A 24680-nucleotide genomic window follows, 5' to 3' on the forward strand; every position below is an offset into this window, starting at 1 on the left:
CGTCTGGTCCCGCGCCACCGGCGGACGAGACGCCCCAATCAGCGCCTGAACGGCGCGCGCCGTTCAGGCCGGGGGTCTGAAACCCGTACAGGACCGGAGCCGCTATACCGTTCCGGTCTCCCTTGGGGCCGGGCGAAGGCGCCCCCACGTGGTCGGGGCCGCGCGGAACCCGGCGCGCAGCTCCTTCAGGGCGGGGTCCCGGCGCGACCCGGCCGTGACGTCGGGCTGATGGGGGCGCGTCGCGGTGGCGGGTCGTTTTTCTGCGGGCCGCGACGGAAGGCGGGTGGGGGTGGTCAGGTGGGTCGACGGGGGGTGGTGGGTGCGGGGTCGCAGGTCGTGAGGTCGGGTGAGAACAGGCGGGACATCAGGTGGAGGAGTTGGGCCTGCTCGTTCGCGGACAGGGGGGCGAAGAAGGCGGCCTGGGCGTCGGCGAGGAGGGTCATCGCCTCGGCGAACGCGGTGCGGCCCTCGTCGGTGACGGTGACGACGTGTTTGCGGCGGTCGGTGGGGCTGCGTTCGCGGCGTACGTGGCCGAGGCGTTCCAGGTCGTCGATGACGGACACCATGGTCGTGCGGTCCATGCCGGTGTGCAGGCCGAGTTCGCGCTGGGATCGGGTGTCGTCCCGCAGGGATTCCAGGACGCGCACGTGTCGGGCCTTCAGCCCCAGGGGGGTCAGCGCCTGTTCGAAGCGGGCGCCCACCGCGCCGCCGAGCTTGACCAGGAGGTAGCCGGGTTGGCCGTCGATGCCGCCGGGGCGATCGATGGGTGGGCGCATGGCCGTCAATCTAGGCGATGCGTCGGGAACCTGTCACCTCAGCGGATCGTCAGTACTACTGATCATCAGTATCGCTGAAGATAGGAGCATCGCCGATGAGACCCTCCACGGGCGAGATCGTGACCAGGACGGTCCTGATCGCTCTCGGGATCATCACCGCCACCCCCGCGCTCGCGATCGTCTGGCCCGGCATGCTGGACGTCTCGTACGGCGTCGACGACCCGGCCGACCCGATGCTGTCGGCGCTGCTCAAGCACCGCGGAGTGCTGCAGGGGGCGCTGGGGGCGGCCTTGGTGTGGGCGGCGCTGCGGCCGGCGCTGCGGCCCGCCGCGGCGGGGGCGGCCATCGTCACCAAGTCGACGTTCGTGGCGCTGATGTTCTCCCTGCCGGAGTCCGGCTGGCGTGACGCCGCGGGCGGGGTGCTGTTCGACGTCGTGACGATGGCGGTCCTGGTCGTGGTCGCCGTACGGCACGTCCGGTCGGCCGCCCCGGCCCTGGCGACGCGCGGAGGCTCGTGAGCCTTCCTCCGCCCCAAGGGCGCCGCCTCTGCTCAGTGTCCGGCCATCGGTTCGACCCGCCGCAGCCCCGCTCAAAAGGGTACGGTCACACGTCACCTGAGCACCCCGAGGAGATGGAGCCAGGTTCACGACCACACCCATTCGGGGGACATCAGGGAACCAGCAGGCCCCGCGACCGACCACGGACGCCGGGACTCGGCTCGCGGGGGCGCCCCCGGTGGTGCGCCGGGGTCAGGTCTCGGGGCGGTCCTCGCGGACGACCTCGCCGCGGATGACGGAGCCGTTCGCGGCGCCCGCCTTCGGGGGGCCGCCGGTCGGGGCGGTGCCGGCGCCGAAGGCGGAGGCCGCGCCGAAGTCCATGCCCGGCGGGAACATGCCGGACAGGCCCTGTTCGGCGAGCCGGTGTTCGGCGACGCGGACGCGGCGGGCGGCGTAGCGGGTCAGGGCGCGGCGTACGAGGGGGCGGGTGAACGGGAGCACGAACGCGAAGCCGACGACGTCGGTGACGAAGCCCGGGGTGAGCAGCAGCACGCCGCCGGCCAGGACGAGGGCGGCGTCGGCGAGTTCGCGGTCGGGCATCCCGCCGCGGCCGAACGTCTCCCGCAGGGTGCGCCAGGCGCGGCGGCCCTCCCGGCGGACGATCCAGGCGCCCAGCAGGCTCTCGGCCAGCAGGAGCGCGGCGGTCTGCCAGCCGCCGATGAGCGCGCCCACCTGGATGATCACGTAGATCTCCAGGACGGGCATCAGCAGAAAGGTGAGGAACATCAGCAGCGGGAGCATCACACCAGCCTCGCGGACGGCAGGTCGTTTCCCTCAGATCAACGCCGTGACCCCGCCGAACGTTCCGCACCGCCCGCGCGGCGAGGGGCGGGTCAGCGGCGGCCGCGGATCTGCTCGACCCGGGCCGCCAGACCCCAGCGGGTGAGCTTCCACATGGCCTCGGCCATGATGTCGCGGCTCATCTTGCTGTTGCCGTGCTCGCGTTCGATGAAGGTGATCGGGACCTCCGCGACCCGCAGGTCCGCCTTCACGGCCCGCCACGCCAGGTCGATCTGGAAGCAGTAGCCCCGTGAGTCCACGCCGTCCAGCCCGATCTTCTCCAGCGCCGTGGCCCGGTACGCGCGGTAGCCGCCGGTGGCGTCGTGCAGGGGGAAGCCGAGCATCATCCGCGCGTAGGTGTTGGCGCCCCGCGACAGGACCTCGCGGGAGCGGGGCCAGTTCACGATCCGGCCGCCGGGCACCCACCGGGCGCCGATGACCACGTCCGCGTCGCCGAGCGCGCCCAGCAGCGCCGGCAGCTCCTCGGGCTGGTGGGAGCCGTCGGCGTCCATCTCGACCAGCACGTCGTAGCCGCGTTCCAGGGCCCAGCGGAACCCGGCGATGTAGGCGGCGCCCAGGCCCTCCTTGCCGGCGCGGTGCAGCACCTTGACCCGGTCGTCGGCGGCGGCGAGCGTGTCGGCGAGGTCGCCCGTGCCGTCGGGGCTGGAGTCGTCGATCACGAGCACGTCGACCCGGGGCACCGCCTCCAGGACCCGGCCCACGACGCGTTCCAGGTTGTCCCGCTCGTTGTACGTCGGGATGGTCACCAGCACCCGGCCGAGACCTTGCGGGACCTGCATGGAACTACGCTCCTTCGCTCGTGCGGGCGGTTCGGGTCCGGGCGGTGCGCGCCGCGGCCGCCGCGGCGGCCAGGCCCAGCAGGGTCAGTGCCCCTTCGGGCGCGGATCCCATCCGGTCGGCGAGGGTGGGCGTGGTGCGGGCCGGTACGGCGGCCACCTGGACGTCGGGTACGAACTCGGCGGACCGGTCGATCATACGGCCGTCCGGCGCCACGATCGCGCTGATGCCGCTGGTGGCCGCGACCAGGACGCTGCGGCCGTGCTCGACGGCCCGCAGCCGGGACATGGCCACCTGCTGGGGCGGCAGGCTCGTGCGGCCGTAGGTGGCGTTGTTGGTCTGCACGACGAGCAGTTCGGCGTCGGCGACGTCGCGGACCACACCGTCGTAGGCGACCTCGAAGCAGATCACGTCGCCGATCACGGCCGGGCCCAGTTTCAGCATCCCCGGCCGCTCGCCCTTGGCGAAGTCGCGGGGGATCCGCTCGAACCGGGTGATCAGCTTGGTGAGGACGGACCGGAACGGCAGGTACTCCCCGAACGGGACGGGATGCCGCTTGACGTAGTGGTCGCCGGGGCCGGTGCGGGGGTCCCACACGATCCCCCGGTTCTCCACGTGCTCGCCGTCGGCGGCGTCGACGACCGCGCCGACCAGCACCGGCACGCCCACGGCCCGGACCGCGCCGTCGATCAGCTCCCGCGCCTCGGGCTCGGTGTAGGGGTCCAGGTCGGAGGAGTTCTCCGGCCAGATCACCAGCTCGGGGCGGCCCGGCGAGCCGGGCGGGTACCGGGCGGCGAGTTCGTGGGTGCGGCGGACGTGGTTCTCCAGGACGGCGCGGCGCTGGCCATTGAAGTCCAGGCCGAGCCGGGGCACGTTCCCCTGGACGACGGCGACGTTGATCGGGCGTCCCTCGGTCGGCAGCGGCACCAGCAGGCCGACGGCGCCCACCAGCAGCACCCCGGCGACCGCCGCGGCGGCGGCGCGGGGGCCGCGGCGCTCGACGGCGGGCAGGCGCCCGGCCAGGGCCCTCGGCAGCGGCCCGCGCAGCACCGCGTAGGCGATCAGCCCTCCGGTCAGCGCGGTCAGGAACGTCACCAGCGGCGCGCCGCCGACCGCCGCGTACGGGGTGAACGGGGCGTCGGTCTGGCTGAAGACCAGCCGCGCCCACGGGAACCCGCCGAACGGGGCGCGTCCGCGGACGAACTCCTGCGCCACCCACAGCGCCGCCGTCCACACGGGCCAGCCCCGCAGCCGGGTGACCAGCGCGATGCCGGCCCCCATGGGGGCGAAGTAGGCGGCCTGCACCAGGCCGAGCAGCAGCCACGCGTCGGGGCCGATCTTCACGATGCCCGACAGGGCGGGCAGGAAGAACGCCGCGCCCGCCCAGAACGCGGGCCAGGTCGCGGCACGGCCCGGCAGCCCGTGCAGCGCGATCGTGAGGAGGGCGACGCCGACGGGCGCCAGCGGCCACAGGTCGTACGGGGGGAACGCCGGCCACATCAGGAGCCCGGCGGCGATCGCGGTCAGGGTGCGGGGCCATCCGGCGCGGCCGCCGCGGCGCAGCCGGGCGAATCGGCCCGGACGGTCCCGCCGGTCCGGCCGGTCCCGGCCCGCGCCCCGGGGCGGGGGGTCGGCGGAGTGCCGTTCCGGCACGGTGTCCTGGGCCACGTCGCTCCTTTGAGAGGGCTGCCGACCGGAACGCTATCGCTCCCGGGCGCGTGCCACGACCACCGCCGCGTGGCCGCGCAGGGCGGTCGCGCCGACCGTCATCGGGACGGCTGCGGCACCACGACGGTGCCGGTGGCGGTGACGGCGACGATCGGTTCGGGCAGCACCCGGGCCGCCGACGCGCCACGGTCGGGTTCGGCGCGGCACACCACCCGCGCCGTGAACTCCAGGGTACGGCTGCGGCGTCCCACGGCCGTCACGGTGGCGGTGGCCTCCAGGACATCCCCGGCCCGTACCGGGGCGCGGAATCGGACGTCGGCGTAGGCGGCGAACAGCCCCTCGTCGCCGTCGGCGCGGATGCAGACCTCGGTGGCGACGTCGCCGAACAGGCCGAGGACGTAGGCGCCGTCGACGAGGTCCCCGCCGTAGTGGGCGTGGGCGTGGGGGACGTAGCGGCGGTGGGTGACGGTCAGGCCGACGTGCGCGCCGCTCATGCCCGTGCCCGCTCGCCCCGCGCCAAGGCGTGAACGAGGTAGGCGGCGACCTCGGCGGGGGTGGTGCCCCGTCCGAAGATCTCGTCGACGCCCAGGTCGGCCGGGGTGACGGTGTCGAAGCGGGGGCCGCCCACGATCAGCAGCGGACGCCGCCCGTCGGGGTGCGCGGCGCGGAACGCGTCGGCCATCCGTCGGGTGTTGTGCAGGTGGGCGTCGCGTTGGGTGACGACCTGGGAGACCAGGACGGCGTCGGCGCGTTCGGCGGCGGCGCGGGCGACGAGGTCCTCGACGGCGACCTGGGCGCCCATGTTCACGACCTGGATCTCGCGGTGGTACTCCAGGCCCTTCTCCCCCGCGAAGCCCTTGACGTTGAGGATGGCGTCGATGCCGACGGTGTGTGCGTCGGTGCCGATGCAGGCTCCGACGATCACCAGCCGCCGGTTCAGGGCGGTGCGGATGGCCAGGTTGACCTCCGAGGCCGACAGCAGCGGGTAGGCGCGGCCCTCGGGCTCGGGGACGGAGGCGTAGTCGATCACGTGCCGGGCGCGGCCGTACACGATGAAGAAGGTGAAGTCGGGGCCCATCGGCTTGGCGTGGACGACGCTGGCGGGCTCCAGGCCCATCGCGGCGGCCAGGCGCAGCGCGGCGGTCTCGGCGCGGCCCCCGTGCGGGACGGGCAGGGTGAAGGACACCTGCACCATGCCGTCGCCGGTGGTGTCGCCGTAAGGCCTGATGACCTCGGGTTCGGCGGCGGTCACGCGGGCACCTCCTGCTCGGACGCGGCGGACGCGGCGGACGCGGCGGGCGGGACGGACGCGACGGCTCCGGGCTCGGCGTCCAGGATCTCGCCGGCGGGGTTGAAGTAGCCGTCGGCGCGTTCGGCGACGCCGTCCAGGCCCTTGCCGCCGTCCGGGGGGCGGCGGGTGACGCCGAAGGTGCCCGCGCCGATCGCGGTGAGGAGCCCGTCGTCGCAGATCCGCTCCAGCAGCTCGACCGACTCGCCGAGGACGCGGCGGGCCCGTTCCACGACGAGGCCGCCGGGGCGGGGCGCGAAGTCCTCGGCGAGGCCGCCGCAGGCGTCGCGGACGTACCGGACGTTCGCCAGGGCCAGGTCGCGGTCCGACAGCCAGGGGGTGTGGATGCCCTCGGTCATCATCCCGATCAGGATGATCGACTGGCCGGTGAGGACGCCCGCCAGGTTGAAGAACGCGTCCAGCAGGTACCCGGCGAACACGTCGCCGCCCATGTGCCGGGTCGGCGGCATGTACTTCAGCGGGGCGTGCGGGAACAGCTCGCGGACCAGTTGCGCGTGCGCGAGCTCCAGCCGGAACGACTCGGGCAGGGCCGGGTCGATCTCGAAGGCGTGCCCCAGGCCGATGAGCCCGTCGGCGAGGCCGGCCTCGTGGGCGAACCGCTCGTTGAGGAGTTGGCTGACGATGACGGTGTGGGCGGCGTCGACCGCGTCGGCGGTGGTGAGGTAGTTGTCCTCGCCGGTGTTGATCACGATGCCGGCGCGGGCGTGGATCTGCCGGGAGAACCGCTGGTCGATGAAGGTGCGGCGGGGGTTGATGTCGCGGAACACGATGCCGTACATGCAGTCGTTGAGCATCATGTCGAGCCGTTCCAGGCCCGCCAGGGCGGCGATCTCGGGCATGCACAGCCCGGAGGCGTAGTTGGTCAGCCGGACGTAGCGGCCCAGCTCGGCCGAGACGTCGTCGAGCGCGGCCCGCATGAGCCGGAAGTTGTCCTGGGTGGCGTAGGTGCCGGCGTAGCCCTCGCGGGTGGGGCCCTCGGGCACGTAGTCCAGCAGCGACTGCCCCGTGGAGCGGATCACCGCGACGACGTCGGCGCCCTCCCGGGCCGCCGCCACCGCCTGCGGGATGTCCTCGTAGATGTCGCCGGTCGCGACGATGAGGTAGATCCACGGGTGCGGCGGGTCGCCGACGTCGCGCAGCAGCCGGTCCCGTTCGGCGCGGCGCGCGTCGATGCGGTCGATCCCGGCGCGGGCGGCGCGCCGTGCGGCCTCACGGGCCCGTTCGGCGTCGGGCCCGGCGGGCAGCCGGAACCGGGCCTCGCCCCGCGACGCCGCCTCGGCCAGCTCCCGCAGCCCCGGGTGGGGGCCGGCGGTCAGGGCGTCCCACACCGGAAGGGCCACGCCGTGCTCGATGCCGACCTGGGCGCGGACGGCGTCGACCAGGTGGTTGACCCAGGGGCGGCCGGCGGGATCGGCCCCGGACAGGCCGGCCAGGCGCAGCAGGGCCCGTTCCACCGACACGGTGGTGTGCGTGCGGGCCATCTCGATGATCGGCTCGGCGGCCCGGGCGGCGAGCCGCCGCGCCCGTTCCACCACCCGGGGGTCCAGCCCGAGCCTTCCCGTGCCCGTTCCGTCCAAGGCGTCCCCCTTGACGTTCCCGGACCCTGCCGGGCCCTCTCGATGAATCTTCCGTCGATGAGGGCCCGGTACACAAGATTCTTCGGGAAATGCCGGGGATCAGGAGTCCAGCAGCGGGCCCAGCCGGCCCTGGCGGGAGCGGAACGCGTCCACGAACAGCCGGTGGTCGTCGCGGACGATCGCCGCGTAACCGGTGCCGAACGCGACCATGGCCTCGACGAACGCGTCCTCCCCGGTCCGGCCGATCACGTCCATGATGGCGTCCTCCACCTGGAAGCCGACCAGCTCGTGGTCGGAGTCGCTGTCGGACACGCAGTGGATCTTCGCGGTGGCGCGGCCCAGGTCGTCGAGCACCGGCAGCATCTCGGCCGGCTCGGTCAGACCCGACCAGTCCAGGTCCTCCTCGTAGGGGGACAGCTCCTGCACCACGAAGCCGACACCGTCGATCTCGGTGTACCCGAGCCACGGGTCGGTGTTGGCCTGCAGCGCCCGCCGCGACACCGCCGTGCGGTGCCCGTGGTGCTTGAAGAACGCCCGGATCCGCGGATCGTCCACCACCCGGCTCGGCGCGGCCACGTTGCCCTGCTTCATGGACAGGATCACGTCGTTCTCCAGGGCCTGGCTGCGGCCCTCGACGAGGATGTTGTACGCCGACAGGCCCGCGGACCCGATGCCGAACCCGGAGCTGCCGATGATGTCCTTGATCCGGTAGGTGATGCTGCTGAACCGCTTCTCCTGCGGGATCGTCGTGAGGTACTCGGCGAACGCCTTCTCCACCGACACGCGCTCCGTCTCGTCCAGCCGCCGCACGCCCGGCCCCGCCTTGAAGCGCCGCTCGTGCTCCTCCACCAGCGTCTTGCGCTCCAGCAGCGTGATCCGGGTGGACGACAGCGCCTGGATCAGCACCGACCGCACGTGCCCGTCGGCGGTGTCCAGCGTCAACGCCCAACCGCCGTCGCCCTTGTCGGCGTGGAAGCGGCGGACCTGGTCGACGTAGGCGCGCACGTACGTCTCGATCATCGCGCGGATGTCGTCGTCGGAGATCGCCTTGATCCAGGCCATCAGCGCCACGCTGGCCACCAGCCGCTTGATGTCCCAGGTGAAGTGCCCGACGTACGCCTCGTCGAAGTCGTTGACGTCGAAGACGAACACCCCGTCGTCGTTCATGTAGGTGCCGAAGTTCTGGGCGTGCAGGTCGCCCTGGATCCACACCCGGCCGGTGCGTTCGTCGGCCCACGGGTCGTCGTCGCCGGCGATGTCGGCGTAGAACAGGCAGGCGCTGCCCCGGTAGAACGCGAACGGGTCGGAGGCCATCTTGCGGAACCGGCGGCGGAACTCGGCCGGGCTGCGCTCCATCAACGCGGCGAACGCCTCCACCAGGACGTCGACGATCTGCCCCTGACGCGCCTCCGGCTCACGCCGCGCCAGGGACTCGATGATGTTCACCATGGATGCGCTCCTCGCACTCGTCCTCCCCCCGCCGGGGAACCGCCTGGATCATTCTTACGGAGAGAGACGCAGCCGCGCGGTGAACAGATCCCGAATCGCCGGAACGTCCCGCACCAGGCCCAGCGCCGTCTCGGCGTGGCCCGGCACATAGCCGTTGCCGATCAGCAGCGTGACGTCGGCGGCCAGCCCCTCGGCGCCGAGCGCCGCCGCCGGGAACGACGTCGCCATCGAGAAGAACACCACCGTGCCGCCCGACGCGGTCGCCAGGATCGCGCCGTGCTCGCAGCCGGGGACGTCCACGCACACCACCGTCACGTCCGCCGGGCCGCCGGCGACCTCGACCGCCGCCGCCAACGCCACCGGATCGCGCGCGTCGGCGATCACCACCCGGTCCGCGAGCCCCGACGCCTCCAGGAGCGCCGCCTCACCCTCGGACGGGACGACGCCGACCGTCAGGGACGCCCCCGCGCGGCACGCCGCCGCCAGCGACAGCGACCCGCTCTTGCCCGCCGCGCCCAGCACCGCGACCACCGGACCCGCGGCAGCCCGCGCGGCGGCCTCGGCGGCGTGCCGGCTCACGACGCGGTGGGTGAGCGCGGGCGCACCGCACACGTCCAGCACCGCCAGCGACAGCGGCGTCGGCAGGTCCGGCGGCAGCACGGCGGCGATCGACCGGGCGAACAGGATCGCGTGCCCCTCGGCCGGGATCTGCTCGCCGCGCCCGTCCCAGCGGGTCAGCCCGTCGGTGACGGCCAGCGGCGTCAGCGTCAGCGACACCAGCGTGGCGATCCGGTCCCCGACGGCCAGGCCCAGCGGCGAGTCCGGGCCGACCTCCTCCACCACGCCGACCAGCATCCCGCCCGACCCGGTCACCGGGTTGTGCATCTTGCCGCGCTCGCGAACGATCGCCAGGACCGCGGCGCGGATCTCGTCCGGGTCGCCGCCGTGCGCGTCGTGGAGCTGCCGGTACGACGCGGCGTCCAGGTTGAGGCGCTCGACGCGGACGCGCACCTCGTCGGACCGGATCCGCGGGTCGGCGTCCAGGCGTCGCGCGGCCTGCGGGAGCACCCCCGGCGGATCCAGCACCCGATGCAGCCCCACCGGTGAGCCCGACATCCGGAGATCGCTCATCCCGTCACCCTAACCTCGCCACGTTCACCTGAGAACATCCCGGGTATCAGTGGTTGTGACGAAATTCTTCCCGTAATGTCGAATAGGCACAGGAGATTGTGCGGAGGTGCCTGATGACCGCCGTCCTGCACACCGAGGCCCCCGAACGGGCCCAGCCCTACGAATACCGACGCCGCCCCCTCACCGAGCCCGACTGGCGACGGCTGCCCGGCTGGCACGACGTCACCCGCGCCGACTGGGAGTCCGCCCAATGGCAGCGCGCCCACTGCGTCAAGAACGTCCGCCAACTGCGCGCCGTCCTCGGCGACCTCATCGACGACGCGTTCTACGCCGACCTCGAACGCGACCAGGCCACCCGCGCCACCATGTCCATGCTGGTCACCCCGCAGATGCTCAACACCATGGACACCGCCGGCACCGACGCGTTCTACGCCGACCCCGTCCGCCGCTACATGATCCCGGTGTTCAGCGACCGCCGCGCCGACTGGCCCTCGCACCCGCGCGCCGCCCGCGACTCCCTCCACGAGGCCGAGATGTGGGCCGTCGAGGGGCTCACCCACCGCTACCCCACCAAGGTCCTCGCCGAGATCCTGCCCACCTGCCCCCAGTACTGCGGCCACTGCACCCGCATGGACCTGGTCGGCAACCCCACGCCCACCGTCGCCAAGCACAGGTTCGGCCTGCGACCGCCCGACCGGCACGAGGCCATGCTCGACTACCTGCGCCGCACCCCGTCCGTCCGCGACGTCGTCGTCTCCGGCGGGGACGTCGCCAACATGCCCTGGCCACGGCTGGAAGCCTTCGTCTCCGCGCTCCTGGACGTCGACAACATCCGCGACATCCGCCTGGCCACCAAGGCCCTCATGGGCCTGCCCCAGCACTGGCTCCAGGACGACGTCCTGGCCGGCATGGAACGCCTCGCCGTCAAGGCCCGCGAACGCGGCGCGCAGATCGCCGTGCACACCCACGTCAACACCGCCCGCTCCGTCACGCCCCTCGTCGCCCGCGCCGCCCGCGCCCTCCTCGACACCGGCATCCGCGACGTCCGCAACCAGGGCGTCCTGCTGCGCGGCGTCAACACCGACCCGCACGCCCTGCTGGACCTGTCGTTCGCGCTGCTCGACGAGGCGCAGATCATGCCCTACTACCTGTACATGTGCGACATGATCCCCGGCAGCGAGCACTGGCGGCTCGCCGTCTGGGAGGCCCAGGAGCTCCAACTGGCGATCATGGGCTACCTGCCGGGGTTCGCCACGCCCCGGATCGTCTGCGACGTCCCCTACGTCGGCAAGCGCTGGGTCCACCAACCCGTCGACTACGACCGCGTGCGCGGCGTCTCCTACTGGACCAAGAACTACCGCACCGGCGTGGACGCGGCCGACCCCGACGCCCTCGCCCACCGGTACGAGTACTTCGACCCCATCCACACCCTGCCCCCCGAGGGACGGGACTGGTGGCGCGAACGGGCCGCCCGACCCGCCTAGGCTGCGTGGATGACACCGGACCCGATCACCCGGTCCCCCCTCGGCGCCGCCGTCACGGTCGAGGAGCTGGAGACCGACCCGCACCCGGCGCTGGCACGCCTGCGCGCGACCGAGCCCGTCTCCTGGGTGCCCGCCCTCGGCGGCTGGCTCGTCACCCGCCACGACCTGGCGCTGCGGGTGATGCGCGACGCCGCCGCCTACACCGTGGACGACCCCCGTTTCTCCACCGCCCGGGTGATCGGGCCCAGCATGCTGTCCCTGGACGGCCGCGCCCACGGCCGGCACCGCGACGCGTTCTCCCGCCCGTTCCGGCCCGCCGCCACCCGGGAACGGTTCACCGCGTTCGTCCACGACGAGGTGGACCGGCTGGTCGCCGCGCTGCGGCCGGCCGGGCACGCCGAACTGCGCGGCGAGTTCGCCGGGCCGCTCGCCGTCGCGGTGGTCGCCGAGGCCCTCGCCCTGCGCGACGTCGACCCCGGCACCGTCCGCTCCTGGTACGAGGCGTTCGTCACCGCGATCTCCGACATCACGGCGGGTCGCCCGGGCGAGGCCGGCGGGGCCTACGACCGGCTGCGCGCCGCGATCGCCGACCCCGCGCCGGGCTCCCCGCTGACGGAGGCCGCCGCCGGGGCGGAGGGCCTGACCGACGACGAGGTGACGGCCAACGCCGCGGTGCTGATGTTCGGCGGCATCGACACCACCGAGGGCATGATCGTCAACGCGGTCCGGCACCTGCTGATCCACCCCGGGGAGCTCGCCCTCGTCCGCGAGGATCCCGGCCTGCTCGACGCCGCCATCGAGGAGTCGCTGCGGCTGGAGCCGTCGGCGTCCGTCGTGGACCGTTACGCCACCGCCGACGCGGAACTGGGCGGGGCGTCGATCCGGGCCGGCGACCTGGTCCGGGTGTCGTTGGCGGGGGCCTGCCGCGACCCCGGCGTCTTCCCCGACCCCGACCGCTACGACGTGCGGCGCGCCAACGCCGCCGACCACCTGGCGTTCGCGCACGGCCCGCACTTCTGCTTCGGCGCCCATCTGGCCCGGCTGGAGGCCCGCACGGCGCTGCGGGCCCTCCTCGACCGGCTGCCCGGGCTGCGCCTGGAGCCCGGACGGCCGCACGATCCCCGTGGGCTGGTGTTCCGCAAGCCCGAGGCGTTGCGCGTCCGGTGGGACGCCTTTACATTGTAGATCTTTAACTCGACGGAAACGGATCTTGTGGGAGCATCTGCGCATGATCGTCGAACGCCAGGTCACATTGCGCTTCGCTGACGAGAGCCAGGCCGCGCAGACCCACACCAACCTGTCCGCGGTCCGCCAGGACGGCCGCTGCCTGTGGGTGGCCGGCGACGAGACCGCCACCGTGGAGCGGCTCACCGCCCTCCACGACGCCGACGGCCGCGTCATCGGCTACGGCGACCAGCGCACCGTCGCGCTGGCGGACCTGGTCGACCTGCCCGCCGGCCCCGAGGAGGAGGCCGACATCGAGGGCCTCGCGCGCTCCGACGGCTGGCTGTGGGCGGTCGGCTCGCACAGCCTCAAGCGCAAGCGCATCAAGGACGGGCAGAACGACGCCAAGGCGCGGCGTCGCCTGGCCACCGTGGTCCGCGAGGAGAACCGCCACGTCCTGGTGCGGATGCCGCTGGTCCCCGGAGCCGACGGCCTGCCCGAGGCCGTCGCCGAGGACGGCGCGCGCACCGCGGCCGTCCTGGGCGGACGCGGCGACTCCCTCACCGACCTGCTCGCCGACGATCCCCACCTGGCGCCGTTCCTGCCCATCCCCAGCAAGGACAACGGCATCGACATCGAGGGCATCGCCGCCGTCGGCGAACGGCTCTACATCGGCTTCCGCGGCCCGGTGCTGCGCGGCTGGGCCGTGCTCGTGGAGATCCAGCCGGAGACCCACCCCGACGACCCCCGCCGGCTGCGGCTGCGCCGCGTCGACGGCCAGGCCCGCTACCGCACCCACTTCCTGGACCTCGGCGGCCTGGGCATCCGCGACCTGTGCCCGGACGGCGACGACCTGCTGATCCTCGCCGGCCCGACGATGTCGCTCAGCGGGCCCGTCCGCGTGCTCCGCTGGCCGGGCGCCGCCAAGATCGAGGCCGCCGACGTGGTGCGCGCCGACGAGCTCGAGACCGTCGGCGACCTGCCGCACGGCGACGGCGAGGACCACGCCGAGGGCATCGCCGTCCTCGACGAGTCCCACGGGGCCGGCCCGACCCTGCTGGTCGTCTACGACAGCCCCGCCGGAGACCGGCTGACCGACGACGGCGGCATCCACGCCGACGTCGTCTCCTTCGCCCGCTGACCCTCCGCCCGCCGACCCGCCCGCGCCGCGGGCCCCGGTAAGCAAGCGCTTGCAGAGGTCTGCTTTGATGGCCTCCGGCACAGGGCCGGCGACAGGAGGCGGAGCATGTTCGAGTGGTCGAGCGAGGACCTGATGATCCGGGACGCGGTGCGCGGCTGGATCGACGCGGAGGTGCGCCCGCGCCTCGACGACCTCGACTCCGGCGACCTGCCGCCCTACGACCTCATCCGCGACCTGTTCCGCACCTTCGGCCTGGACGAGATGGCGCGCTCGTCGTTCAAGGCGCGCGCCGCCAAGGAGGACGACTCCGGCGGGCCCGGCGGCGACCCCTCCATGACCATCCTGCCGATCGTCGAGCTGTGCAAGGTCTCCCCCGGCCTGGTCACCGCCATGGGCGTCAGCCTCGGCCTGGCCGCCGGGACCGTCATGAAGCGCGGCACCCCCGAGCAGCGCGAACGGTGGGGCCTGGACCTGCTCACCATGGACAAGGTCGGCGCCTGGGCCATCACCGAGCCCGGCTCCGGCAGCGACGCCTTCGGCGGGATGCAGGCCACCGCCCGCCGGGAGGGCGACGACTACGTCCTCAACGGGAGCAAGACCTTCATCACCAACGGCCCGCACGCCGACACCATCGTCTTCTACTGCAAGCTCGACGACGGCCGCGCCCCCCGCGACCGCGAGATCCTCACCTTCGTCCTGGACCGCGGCATGCCCGGCCTGGAGCAGAGCAGGCCGCTGCGCAAGATGGGCCTGCACTCCTCCCCCACCGGCGAGCTGTTCCTCACCGACGTGCGCGCGGGCGCCGACCGGCTGCTGACCGGCGGGTCCGGCGACGGCAAGGAGTCCGCCCGCCAGAACTTCGTGACCGAGCGCGCCGGCGTCGCCGCCATGGCCCTCGGCGTCATCGAGGAGTGCCTGCGCCTGTCCGTCGACTACGCCAGGACGCGCGTCCTGTGGGACAAGCCGATCGGCGACTACCAGCTCATCCAGCTCAAGCTGGCCACGATGGAGGTCGCCCGCCTGAACGTCCAGAACCTCGTCTTCAGGCACGTGGAGATGCAGCGCGCCGGCCGCACCCCGACCCTCGCCGAGGCGTCGGCGATGAAGCTGTACGCCGCCCGGGCCGCCAGCGAGGTCGCCCAGGAGGCCGTGCAGTTGTTCGGCGGCAACGGCTACATGAGCGAGTTCCGCGTCGAGCAGCTCGCCCGCGACGCCAAGTCGTTCCAGATCTACGCCGGCACCGACGAGATCCAGATCACCCACATCGCGCGAGACCTGCTGTCGCGGTGACCGGTTGAGGACCGGTTAACGCCGTCCCCTCGGGTAGGGGACGGCCATGGTCCACAACATCGACCGCGCCCGGGTGCGGGAGCTGGCCGACGCCCGGGACGCGCGGATCGTCGAGGTCCTGCCCCTCGACGAGTACGCCCGGGCCCACCTGCCGGGCGCCGCGCACCTGCCCCTCGCCGAACTCGCCCACGACCTGCCGCCCTGGCTGGACCCCGCCCGCCCGATCGTCGTGTACTGCGCGAACTCCGAATGCGACCTGAGCCCGCGCGCCGCCCACCGGCTGGAGCACCTGGGCGCCCGCGACGTCCACGACTACACGGCGGGCAAGCGGGACTGGCTGTCGGCCGACCTCCCCTACGACGGCGACGCCGTCCTGGTCTCACTGCGCACCCGCCGCGACCCGGTCGTGGCGGCACTGGACGACGCGGTGGACGAGGTCGCCGACCGCGTCCTCGGCGACGCGGCGGGACTGGCCGTGGTCGTCGACGACGGCGGCGTCGTGCAGGGCGTGGTCGGCGGCCGCGAACTGACCGGATCCTCGACGGGCGACCGCGCCGGCGACGTCATGAACACCGGCGTGACCACCGTGCGCCCCGGTGAGGAGGTCGATCCCCTCGTGGAGCGGATGCGCCGCGCCGCGATCGACGACATGGTCGTCACCCGCCCCGACGGCACGCTGGTCGGCCTGTTCTCCCTGGCCCTCGTCCGCGACCCCCGCTCCGGGCCGCGGCCCTGACGGTGCGTACCGGCCCGCCCTCCGGGTACGGCGGCCCCATGAACGACAAGCACACCGAACGCGACCGGCAGTCGCGAGAACTCGCCGAGGAACTCGCCTCACACCCCGACGACCCGAGGTTCCGAGGGCGGCGGCCCGGCGTTCGCGCGCCCCGCGAGATCTCCCGCGAGGAGGCCGACGCCGACGCCGCCGGGCTGATCGGCGGCACCGGCACCTCCGGCGGAGGCGGCCCGAGCAGCGGCGCCTCCTTCGGCCGCACCCAGGGCCGTCCGCCGCCCGACACACCGCCGCCGGACGATCTGGACGACACCGTCGACGGCGTCGGCCCCGCCCCACCCGAAGAAGAGGAGACCTGATCCGAACAACCCGCCCGCGCGAAGCGTCGAAACCCTCGGCGGTGGCGATGATCCGGCGGCCACCGCCCCACGGGGGTTCGTCTGGACAGCCGCCGAGCGGAATTGGATACTCGCACTCATGGACGGTCAGGTCCCCGGGGTCCGCCCCTCGTACCCGGTGCGGGCATCCGACAGCGAACGGGACCGGGTGCTGCAGGCGCTCGGCGACCGCGTCGCCGAGGGACGGATGTCCCACGACACGTTCGAACGCCGGGTCGACCAGGTGCTCGCCGCCCGCAGCCGCGCCGAACTCGACGACATCGTCCACGACCTGCCGTCCCGGCACGGCGTGGTCAACCGGCTGACCGGGCTGGTCGCCTCCGTCTCGTCGGTGACGGCGCGGATCGAGGCCGCGTGGCGGGCCCCGCGCCTCCCCCGGTTCCGGCTGCCGCCCGCCGACGCCGCCCGACCGATCCGGATCGTGGTCGGCCGCGCGCCCGGCTGCCACTTCATCCTGGCCGACCTGACCGTCTCGCGCTTCCACGCCGAGCTGTACCGCGACGACGACGGCGGCTGGCTGCTGTCGGACCTGGGCTCGATGAACGGGACGCGGGTCAACGGATGGCGGCTGACCGGCCCCGCCCGGGTCCGGCCCGGCGACGAGATCGGGTTCGGCAACGCCGACTTCATCGTCACCGCGACCTGACCGTCACATGGCGCCCGCGCGGTAGACCACCACCGACACCGCGATGTACTGCAGCACGTACGCGGCGACCGTCAACGTGTGGAACACCTCGTGGAACCCGAACCAGCGCGGCGACGGGTCGGGCCTGCGGAGCCCGTACACGAGGCCGCCCGCGCTGTAGAGGACGCCGCCCAGGATCACCAGCGCCGCCACCACGAGGCCCGTGCCGTCCACGAACTGCGGCACGAACAGCGCCGCCACCCAGCCCAGCCCGATGTACAGGGCGGTGTAGAGCCAGCGGGGCGCCCCCACCCACAGCACCCGGAACAGCACACCGGCCACCGCGCCGCCCCACACGACCGTCAGCACCACCGCCCGCGCGACGCCCTCCAGGATCAAGTACGCGAACGGCGTGTACGTCCCGGCGATGATCAGATAGATGTTGGCGTGGTCGCAGCGCCGCAGCAGCTCGGCCACCGGCCGGGACCACCGCCCGCGGTGGTAGGCCGCCGACACCCCGAACAGCAGCGCCGAGGTCAGCGCGTACACCGCCGCGCACAGCCGGGCCTCCACCGTCGGGCCCAGCGCCACCAGCACCATCCCGGCGACCAGCGCGACCGGGAACGCTCCCAGATGCAACCAGCCGCGCAGCCGGGGCTTGACCGCCTCGGCCAGTTCTCCGGGGTTCCGCATGAGCACCTCCCGACCTCCCCGTCAGCGTATCGGGCGTTCGGGGCGTTCTCCGGAGTGATCTCCGCAACCCCGGCGACGGCCTTGACGTTGTAAGGTCTCGGCTGTCGACGATGACGAGGAGGCGCGATGAAGGTCGGTTTCGCGGTGCCGGTGACGGGTCGCTGGGCCACCCCCGACAACCAGGCGCGGATCGCCCGCCGCGCCGAGGAGCTCGGCTACCACTCGATCTGGACGCTGCAACGGCTGCTGAACCCCGCCGACTCCGCCGACCTGACGTATCGGAACGTTCCCGATCCGCTGGTCACGCTGGCCTACCTGGCCGGGCTCACCGACCGCGTCCGGCTCGGCGTGGCCGTCGTCAACATGCCGTTCTTCTCTCCCCCGCTGCTGGCCAAGCAGGCCGCGACCCTCGACCACGTCTCCGGCGGACGGCTGGACCTGGGGCTCGGGCTGGGTTGGATGCCCGCCGAGTTCGCCGCCACCGGCGCCCCCTCCGACCGGCGCGGGGCGCGGGCGGAGGAGTTCATCGCCGCGCTGCGGGCGCTGTGGACCACGGACGTCAGCTCCTACGAGGGCGAGTTCCACTCCATCCCCCCGGTGGTGATGGAGCCCAAACCGCTGCAGTCGCCCGAGCCGCCCCTCCTGCTGGGCGGCAAGACGCCGCCGGCGCTGCGCCGCGCCGGGCGGCTGGCCGCCGGGTGGATCAGCGCCAGCGGCGCGGACCTGACCACGATGGACGAGCAGATCGCCGTCGTCCGCGAGGCCGCCGAGCGGGCCGGGCGCGACCCCGACGCGCTGCGGATCGTGTGTCGGGGCGCGGTCCGCGTACGGCCCCCGGGGCGGCCCGACCGCAGGCCGCTGACGGGGTCCTTCGCCGAGATCCTCGACGACTGCGCCCGACTGGCCGCCGACGGCGTCACCGAGCTCTTCGTCGACCTCAACTTCGACCCGGAGATCACCGGCCCGAACGTCTCCCCGGACGCCTCCATGGAACGCGCCGAGGAGGCCCTGGAGGCACTGCGACCGGCGGACGGACGGTGAGAGTCAGAGCGGGGGCGGACGGTCCTCGTAGGGGGTGCTGAGCACGACGGTGGTGCGCGTGGAGACGTTGGCGGCGGCCCTGATCTGCTGGAGCAGGTCCTCCAGCTCGTTGGGGGTCGCCACGCGGACCTTGAGGATGTAGCTCTCCTCACCCGCCACCGAGTGGCACGCCTCGATCTGCGGCAGATGGGCCAGCCGGTCGGGCGCGTCGTCGGGCGCGGCCGGATCGATCGGTTTGATCGACACGAACGCCGTCATCGGCAGACCGATCTGCTCGGCGTCGAGCCGGGCCGTGAAGCCCTTGATCACCCCGCGCTTCTGCAGCCGCCGCACCCGTTGATGCACGGCCGACACGCTCAGCCCGGTCTCCTTGGCCAGATCGGTGAAGCTCATGCGGCCGTCCCCGGCCAGCAGGCCCATGATCTGGCGATCGATCTCCTCCACGGAGGAAATTTAGCGTGTCCTGGGCGATCGCGGGGCCGCACCGGGCATTCCCGCCGGCGGGCCGCAACTGCCGCGAATCAGCAGCTCGGTCGGGAGCACCACCGGACGGCCCCGATCCCGCCGCGCCGGATCGCGCAGCAGCACCTCGCACGCCCGATGGCCCATGTCCCGCCCGGGACGGCCGACCGCCGTCAGCGGCGGGTCGCACAGCTCCGCCCACGGCACGTCGTCGATCATCACGATCGACACGTCCCCGGGGATCCGCAGGTCCAACTCCCGCGCCACCAGCACCGCCGTCTCGCCGAGCAGATGGGTGGCGGCCAGCACGGCGGTCAGGTCGGGCCGGCTCTGGAACAGTCCGGCGACGGCGGCGAACGCCCCGTCCCGCCCGGGACGGGCCAGCACCACCAGATCCTCGTCCGGGACGAGGCCCCGGTCGGCGAGGGTCGCGCGGAACGCCGCCTCCCGGACCCCGGGGTCGCCCCGGTACGCCTGCCCGGTGGTCGTCGTGCCGAGCAGCCCGACGCGTCGGTGCCCCAGGCCCGCCAGGTAGTCGACCGCCGAGCGCACCCCGGCCGCGTCGTCGGCCAGCACCGCGGGGATCTCGGGCAGGCCCGCCACCGCCCGGTCGGCGAACACCACCGGGACCCCGGTCCGCAGCGCCGCCCTCCAGCCGGCGGGCTCCCCGGCGGGCACGGCGATGACGCCGTCCACCCGCTGCTCGACCAAGCGGTCGATGATCTCCGTCTCGCGGACGGGGTCGTCGTGGGAGACGTCCAGCAGCACGTGCTCGCCGAGGGTGCGGGCGCAGGCCAGCACCCCGGCGGCCAGTTCGGCGCAGAACGGGTCGGTGATCTCGGGGAGCACCAGGCCGATGCTGCCGGTGCGCTGGGTCTTGAGGCTGCGCCCGAGGGCGCTGGGCCGGTACTCCAGCTCCGCGACGGCCCGCAGCACCCGCTCCCGGGTCGCCGCGCTCACCGAGCCGGAGCCCGACAGGACCCGGGAGACGGTGGCGACCCCGACCTCGGCGCGCCGGGCCACGTCCTTGATCGTCGCCGCGCGACGGCTCACCGACGGCTCCCAGTCATGGTCCACGCCCTTCGCTCCACCGGCCCGGATCATCCTCCCACGCCGCGCTGCTTTGGAAACGATTCCATCCTAGCCGGGAGCGGGTCTCACCGATGACCTGTGAGGCGAGGCGGGCCGGTGCTCCAGCAGGACTTATACCCTCACAGGGGGACGGATTGGTCTACGCCAGTCTTGACATGACGATGATCGCCTGATGAAGTCGTGTGGAAACGTATCCACGGAGGTTGCAATGGCGCAGATCACGCTGCAGGGTGTCGACAAGGTCTACTCGGGCGGGGTCAAGGCCGTCGACGGGCTCGATCTGGAGATCCGCGACGGCGAGTTCATGGTGCTGGTGGGCCCGTCGGGCTGTGGGAAGTCGACCGCGCTGCGGATGATCGCCGGGCTGGAGGACATCAGCGACGGCACCGTCTCGATCGGGGACCGGGTGGTCAACGACCTGGCGCCGAAGGACCGCGACATCGCCATGGTCTTCCAGAACTACGCGCTCTACCCGCACATGACCGTCGAGCAGAACCTGGCGTTCGGGCTCAAGCTGCGCGGCACCCCCAAGTCGGAGATCAAGGAGCGGGTGGCCAACGCCGCCGCGATGCTGGGGTTGGAGCCGTTCCTGCAGCGTCGCCCGGCGCACCTGTCCGGCGGCCAGCGGCAGCGGGTCGCGATGGGCCGCGCGATCGTCCGCGAGCCGCAGGCGTTCCTGATGGACGAGCCGCTGTCCAACCTCGACGCCAAGCTGCGCGTCTCCATGCGCGCCTCCCTCAACCAGCTCCACGAGCGGCTCGGGATCACCACCGTCTACGTCACCCACGACCAGATCGAGGCGATGACGCTGGGCGACCGGGTGTGCGTGCTCCGGGAGGGCAGGCTCCAGCAGGTCGACACCCCGCAGCGACTGTTCGACCACCCGGTCAACCTGTTCGTGGCCGGGTTCATCGGCTCGCCCGCGATGAACTTCGTGACCGCCGAGCTGGTGCGCGGCGACGGGGACGGGGCGTACGCCGCGTTCGCCGGGATCCGGCTGCCGGTGCCCGACGGGCTGTTCGCCGGCCGGCCGGGCCTGGACCGCCACCTCGGTCGGAAGGTCGTCCTGGGCGTGCGCCCCTCCGACTTCGAGGACGCCGCGCACGCCAAGCCCGACTGGGCGCCCTTCCACGTCACCGCGGGGGTCACCGAGAAGCTGGGCAGCGAGATCAACGTGATCTTCGCGGTGGACGCCCCGCCGGTCGAGCACAAGGACACCGCCGACCTGGCCCAGGAGGCCGGCGAGGGCGGGGAGGACGCGGCGATCCCGCTCAACGAGGACAAGGCGATGTGGACCGCCCGCGTCAACGCCCGGTCCGCGGTGGCCCCCGGCCGGCCGATCGAGTTGGCCGTCGACACCGATCGGCTGCACTTCTTCGACCCGGAGACCGGCCTGGCCATCGGCGGCCCCGCCGACTCCCCCGCCGTCTGACACGGGGCGGCATGGCCCGTTCCAAAGACGGTTCGCCCCTGGGAACGGGCCGTGCCGCCCGGCCGCCGGCACTAAACATTAAGATGGTTGACGATCCAAATGCTTTGGTGTTACCGTGCGGTTGCGGCAGGGCGGGACCGGGCCGCCGAGGAGGTGTCACAATGGTGGACCACTTTCCACGGGAACGCGCGGACTCCGGGGACTCCCGGAGCGGCCGCAGGCCACCGCGACACGGTATCCGGGGCTATGGATCGACCGGCCGGCCGCCCGACTCGCCCTCGGCGAGCAGGTCCAACAGCTCGGTCAGATCGTAAAGTGCCCTGCCGGTCGTCCCATAGCGTGTGAGTTTACCTCGGCTGGCCCATTTCCGAATGGTCGCCTCCGACACACCCGCGGCCAGTGCCGCCAGTTGCGTCGGCACCAGTCGGACATTCTCATCAACGCTCACGGCGCACCGCCCTTGTGCCGCGCCTCGGCACCGCCCCGACGCCGCGTCCCCTCGATCTGACGGGACAGCTTGAGCCATTGGTGCGGCAGCCAGACATGACCGGCGTCACAGCGGACGTCATGCCCGCGACCATTACCCCTGGAATAGCCCATGGCCGACATGACCCCGGTGCACCCGGTGTGCGGGCACGGGCCGAGATCCATTTCCGGCAGCACCGCGGAATGCGCGGCCCGGCGGGCCTTGGCCGCGGCCCGGAGAATCTCCTCGGCGAAATCGGCGGCGGCCTGATGGGCGAGCAGCCAGTCCAGGTGGACCGCCAGGAATCCGGCCAGCTCCGTCGCCTCGCGGCGCGCCGGGCGCGTCACCCGGCGTTCGTCGGCCACCATCGCCGACCAACAGGCCAGCACGCTCAACACGGCCGACCTGGCGGCCACGGCCTCCTCGTTGAGCCGCAGACCATCCCCCCGTCGTCCCCCGCTGACCCGCTCGGTCAACGCCGCACCCCCGCCGGCCAGGGATGACTCGCACTCATCATAAAGGCGCGGGAGCACACCCAGATTCTCCCGCAACATCGCCCGGCAGGTCGCGCAGACCCTGAGCCCCGGGGCGGCCACATGCGGCCGGCGACGCCCCGAGGCGTTCGCACACCTGCGGAGCGCACACAACGTTCTGATCATCTCGCTTCACCCGCATTTCATCGTTTCCACGTCCAGTGACCTCCGGCGGACCACCCGGAGGACATGCCGATCGGCGGCCGCGCGGCCACCCCGATCTCTTACCGGAAACCGAATCACTATCCCGCGGGAAACCCCCGTCAGCCCCCCTTGGACGCCGATTCAACAGGACGGCGGGCCTGGTGCCCAGCACGGTGACCGGAGTCGGCCCCGGCAACCTTTGTGGACTCGATGTTTCGCCTGGGTGAACTCTTTTCCACAGCAGTTCCTCGACATATGCACGGAGCCCCGCAGAGAACTGTCGGAAGACATGAGATCTTGATGCGGAACGATATGTGGGTCGGGTTGGAGCAGTCCACTGTGATCTGCCTCTCATTTTCCCGTGGAAGCCCACAACCTGCGAATACCGCTGGGATAGTGCGCACGGCGCGGATTCCAACACGCTCCGTAGCAGATATGGGGCCACCTTATAGCCGTCAACGAGTCTGTCCAGTAGACGTCGCCGCCCCTGATCGCGATTATGACCAGGCGTAACACAAATCGATCAAGGCCTTCCACGGAGAGCCGGTGTTGACACCGGCGGCCCGGCACTGTCACGCTTGCCGGTGACGGGACACGTATGTCCGCATCCACTTTTGGCCGCCAATCGCCATTCACGGCTCGCGACCATTCCCCGCACCGCCCACGGCGCCGCGCGCCCGGCTCACGGCCCGCGCCTCGCCCCGGCGGCACCCCCCCTCACGAAGCCCACGGGGAGTCGAACGACTCGGGACGGGAACGTGCCGCCGAGCGCCCGGCGACCCCGCCCCCGGTCCGGGACCCGCGACGCCGGCCCGGATCGGCGCTCCGCCGCGCATCCGACGGCACGCCGTCACCGACCCCCGCGATCAACCCGGCCCCGCCGTCGATCGGCGACGGGCCCGGGCCGCCGGACACTCGTCGAAGGGACGCAGATGCACACGATCGGCTTCATGTTCCCCGGCCAGGGTTCCCAGCGGGTGGGCATGGGCCGCGACCTGGCCGAGCTCCATCCCGACCTGGTCGACGCCTACTACCGCCCCGCCGAGGAGATCCTCGGCCTGCCCCTGTCCCGCCTGTGCTGGGAGGGTCCCGCGGAGGACCTGCAGGACACCTCCGTCACCCAGCCCGCCGTGTTCCTCACCAGCCTGGTCACGCTCGAGGCGCTGGACCGCCGCGGGCTGCGGCCCGGGCTGGTCGCCGGGCACAGTCTCGGGGAGTTCGCCGCGATGGTGAGCGCCGGGCTGCTGGACTGGCGGGACGCGCTGCGGCTGGTCGCGCTGCGCGGCCGGCTGATGGCGACGGTCAACGAGCGGGTCCCCGGCGCGATGGCCGCCGTCATGGGCCTGGACCCGCACCGGGTCGAGGAGCTGTGCGCCGCCACGGCCGCGGAGTCCGGCCGGGTCGTCGAGGTCGCCAACGACAACGGGCCCGACCAGGTCGTGGTCTCCGGGGAGACGGGGGCCGTCGAGCGGCTGGCCGAGGCGTCGCGCGCCGCCGGGGCGCGGCGGGTGGTGCACCTCAAGGTCGGCGCGCCGTTCCACTGCAGTCTGATGAGGACCATCGAGGAGGACTTCGCCCGCGCCCTCGGCGACGTCCCGTTCCACGAGCCCACCGGGGTCATGATCTCCTCGGTCACCGCGGAGCCCGTGCGCAGCGCCGACGAGGCCGCCGGGCTGCTGCGCCGCCAGCTCACCGGCCGGGTGCGCTGGACCGAGACGGTGACCCGGATGGCGCGCGAGGGCGCGGACCGATTCGTGGAGGTCGGCCCCGGCAAGGTGCTGGACGGCCTGTGCCGCCGGATCCTCCCCGAGGCGCCGGTCTTCACCACGCAGGACGTCGCACGGTGCGATGCCGCGTCGGACGCGCTGGGCGCGTCGGCGGACGTGGTCTGAGGATCCCCGCCCGGACGCCGGGACCGCCCCGCACAGAAGCCCACT

At 72.9% G+C, this 24680-nt stretch carries 25 protein-coding genes; 11 read left to right on the top strand and 14 right to left on the bottom strand.

Annotation, left to right across the window (positions count from 1 at the left end; genetic code table 11):
- Nucleotides 1-293: 293 nt before the first annotated feature.
- Nucleotides 294-776 carry a MarR family winged helix-turn-helix transcriptional regulator gene (locus DFJ69_RS31990; RefSeq protein ID WP_116026015.1) on the bottom strand — a complete coding sequence of 161 codons (483 nt, stop codon included), beginning with the start codon at nt 774-776 and terminating at the stop codon, nt 294-296.
- 95 nt (nt 777-871) lie between these two features.
- Between DFJ69_RS31990 and DFJ69_RS31995 the strand changes: the two genes are divergently transcribed.
- A complete protein-coding gene (locus tag DFJ69_RS31995) occupies nt 872-1294 on the top strand; it encodes a hypothetical protein (RefSeq protein WP_116026016.1) in 423 nt (140 codons plus the stop codon).
- A gap of 231 nt (nt 1295-1525) precedes the next feature.
- On the opposite strand, the gene DFJ69_RS32000 is transcribed toward DFJ69_RS31995, so the two are convergent.
- The 8 genes from DFJ69_RS32000 to kdd all read right to left on the bottom strand — a co-directional run bounded on the left by DFJ69_RS32000 (nt 1526) and on the right by kdd (nt 10045).
- A complete protein-coding gene (locus DFJ69_RS32000; RefSeq protein ID WP_116026017.1) occupies nt 1526-2074 on the bottom strand; it encodes an FxsA family protein in 549 nt (182 codons plus the stop codon).
- A 92-nt stretch (nt 2075-2166) separates the two neighbouring features.
- The gene (locus tag DFJ69_RS32005; protein ID WP_116026018.1) at nt 2167-2913 is read right to left on the bottom strand and encodes a polyprenol monophosphomannose synthase; all 747 of its coding nucleotides are present in this window, start codon (nt 2911-2913) and stop codon (nt 2167-2169) included.
- Between the two features lie 4 nt (nt 2914-2917).
- Nucleotides 2918-4579, bottom strand: coding sequence for an apolipoprotein N-acyltransferase (gene lnt / locus DFJ69_RS32010; RefSeq protein WP_116026019.1), 1662 nt, complete (start codon nt 4577-4579; stop codon nt 2918-2920).
- Between the two features lie 98 nt (nt 4580-4677).
- Nucleotides 4678-5073, bottom strand: a complete 396-nt coding sequence (gene kal, locus DFJ69_RS32015; RefSeq protein WP_116026020.1) for a 3-aminobutyryl-CoA ammonia lyase — start codon at nt 5071-5073, stop codon at nt 4678-4680.
- Entirely contained in the window at nt 5070-5831 is a 762-nt protein-coding gene (kamE, locus tag DFJ69_RS32020) for a lysine 5,6-aminomutase subunit beta (protein WP_116026021.1), read from the bottom strand. The genes kal and kamE overlap by 4 nt, the downstream gene beginning before the upstream one ends.
- A complete protein-coding gene (gene kamD, locus DFJ69_RS32025) occupies nt 5828-7465 on the bottom strand; it encodes a lysine 5,6-aminomutase subunit alpha (RefSeq protein ID WP_116026022.1) in 1638 nt (545 codons plus the stop codon). The genes kamE and kamD overlap by 4 nt, the downstream gene beginning before the upstream one ends.
- 99 nt (nt 7466-7564) lie before the next feature.
- Nucleotides 7565-8914 carry a DUF2252 domain-containing protein gene (locus DFJ69_RS32030; protein ID WP_116026023.1) on the bottom strand — a complete coding sequence of 450 codons (1350 nt, stop codon included), beginning with the start codon at nt 8912-8914 and terminating at the stop codon, nt 7565-7567.
- 54 nt (nt 8915-8968) lie between these two features.
- On the bottom strand, nt 8969-10045 hold the full coding sequence (gene kdd, locus DFJ69_RS32035; protein ID WP_211328890.1) for an L-erythro-3,5-diaminohexanoate dehydrogenase: 1077 nt from the start codon (nt 10043-10045) through the stop codon (nt 8969-8971).
- Nucleotides 10046-10158: 113 nt separating this feature from the next.
- On the opposite strand from kdd, the gene DFJ69_RS32040 reads away from it, so the two are divergent.
- From DFJ69_RS32040 to DFJ69_RS32070, 7 genes are all read left to right on the top strand, one after another.
- Nucleotides 10159-11529, top strand: a complete 1371-nt coding sequence (locus DFJ69_RS32040; RefSeq protein WP_116026024.1) for a KamA family radical SAM protein — start codon at nt 10159-10161, stop codon at nt 11527-11529.
- 9 nt (nt 11530-11538) lie between these two features.
- On the top strand, nt 11539-12714 hold the full coding sequence (locus tag DFJ69_RS32045; protein WP_116026025.1) for a cytochrome P450: 1176 nt from the start codon (nt 11539-11541) through the stop codon (nt 12712-12714).
- A gap of 43 nt (nt 12715-12757) precedes the next feature.
- A complete protein-coding gene (locus tag DFJ69_RS32050; protein ID WP_116026026.1) occupies nt 12758-13834 on the top strand; it encodes a DUF3616 domain-containing protein in 1077 nt (358 codons plus the stop codon).
- A 105-nt stretch (nt 13835-13939) separates the two neighbouring features.
- On the top strand, nt 13940-15124 hold the full coding sequence (locus tag DFJ69_RS32055; protein WP_116026027.1) for an acyl-CoA dehydrogenase family protein: 1185 nt from the start codon (nt 13940-13942) through the stop codon (nt 15122-15124).
- Between the two features lie 46 nt (nt 15125-15170).
- The gene (locus DFJ69_RS32060; RefSeq protein WP_116026028.1) at nt 15171-15860 is read left to right on the top strand and encodes a rhodanese-like domain-containing protein; all 690 of its coding nucleotides are present in this window, start codon (nt 15171-15173) and stop codon (nt 15858-15860) included.
- Between the two features lie 38 nt (nt 15861-15898).
- Nucleotides 15899-16216, top strand: coding sequence for a hypothetical protein (locus tag DFJ69_RS32065; protein ID WP_116026029.1), 318 nt, complete (start codon nt 15899-15901; stop codon nt 16214-16216).
- A 118-nt stretch (nt 16217-16334) separates the two neighbouring features.
- Nucleotides 16335-16901, top strand: a complete 567-nt coding sequence (locus DFJ69_RS32070; protein ID WP_116026030.1) for an FHA domain-containing protein — start codon at nt 16335-16337, stop codon at nt 16899-16901.
- Nucleotides 16902-16904: 3 nt separating this feature from the next.
- On the opposite strand, the gene trhA is transcribed toward DFJ69_RS32070, so the two are convergent.
- Nucleotides 16905-17573 carry a PAQR family membrane homeostasis protein TrhA gene (gene trhA, locus DFJ69_RS32075; RefSeq protein WP_116026031.1) on the bottom strand — a complete coding sequence of 223 codons (669 nt, stop codon included), beginning with the start codon at nt 17571-17573 and terminating at the stop codon, nt 16905-16907.
- 126 nt (nt 17574-17699) lie between these two features.
- Between trhA and DFJ69_RS32080 the strand changes: the two genes are divergently transcribed.
- Entirely contained in the window at nt 17700-18614 is a 915-nt protein-coding gene (locus DFJ69_RS32080) for a TIGR03619 family F420-dependent LLM class oxidoreductase (protein WP_116026032.1), read from the top strand.
- Nucleotides 18615-18617: 3 nt separating this feature from the next.
- On the opposite strand, the gene DFJ69_RS32085 is transcribed toward DFJ69_RS32080, so the two are convergent.
- Nucleotides 18618-19058 carry an Lrp/AsnC family transcriptional regulator gene (locus tag DFJ69_RS32085; protein WP_116026033.1) on the bottom strand — a complete coding sequence of 147 codons (441 nt, stop codon included), beginning with the start codon at nt 19056-19058 and terminating at the stop codon, nt 18618-18620.
- 9 nt (nt 19059-19067) lie between these two features.
- Nucleotides 19068-20153: a LacI family DNA-binding transcriptional regulator gene (locus DFJ69_RS32090; protein WP_245974657.1), complete on the bottom strand. Its 1086-nt coding sequence runs from the start codon at nt 20151-20153 to the stop codon at nt 19068-19070.
- Between the two features lie 223 nt (nt 20154-20376).
- Between DFJ69_RS32090 and DFJ69_RS32095 the strand changes: the two genes are divergently transcribed.
- A complete protein-coding gene (locus DFJ69_RS32095; RefSeq protein WP_116026035.1) occupies nt 20377-21600 on the top strand; it encodes an ABC transporter ATP-binding protein in 1224 nt (407 codons plus the stop codon).
- Between the two features lie 244 nt (nt 21601-21844).
- Here DFJ69_RS32095 and DFJ69_RS32100 read toward each other — a convergent pair whose 3' ends face one another.
- Complete coding sequence (locus DFJ69_RS32100; protein ID WP_116026036.1) at nt 21845-22048, bottom strand: MerR family transcriptional regulator; 204 nt, start codon at nt 22046-22048, stop codon at nt 21845-21847.
- Nucleotides 22045-22542 (bottom strand): hypothetical protein, encoded by a 498-nt coding sequence (locus DFJ69_RS32105; RefSeq protein WP_116026037.1) that lies wholly within the window; start codon nt 22540-22542, stop codon nt 22045-22047. Before DFJ69_RS32105 ends, DFJ69_RS32100 begins: the two co-directional genes overlap by 4 nt.
- A gap of 1133 nt (nt 22543-23675) precedes the next feature.
- Between DFJ69_RS32105 and fabD the strand changes: the two genes are divergently transcribed.
- On the top strand, nt 23676-24635 hold the full coding sequence (gene fabD / locus DFJ69_RS32115; protein ID WP_116026039.1) for an ACP S-malonyltransferase: 960 nt from the start codon (nt 23676-23678) through the stop codon (nt 24633-24635).
- Nucleotides 24636-24680 lie beyond the last annotated feature (45 nt).

Source organism: Thermomonospora umbrina, assembly GCF_003386555.1.
Taxonomy (GTDB): Bacteria; Actinomycetota; Actinomycetes; order Streptosporangiales; family Streptosporangiaceae; genus Thermomonospora; species Thermomonospora umbrina.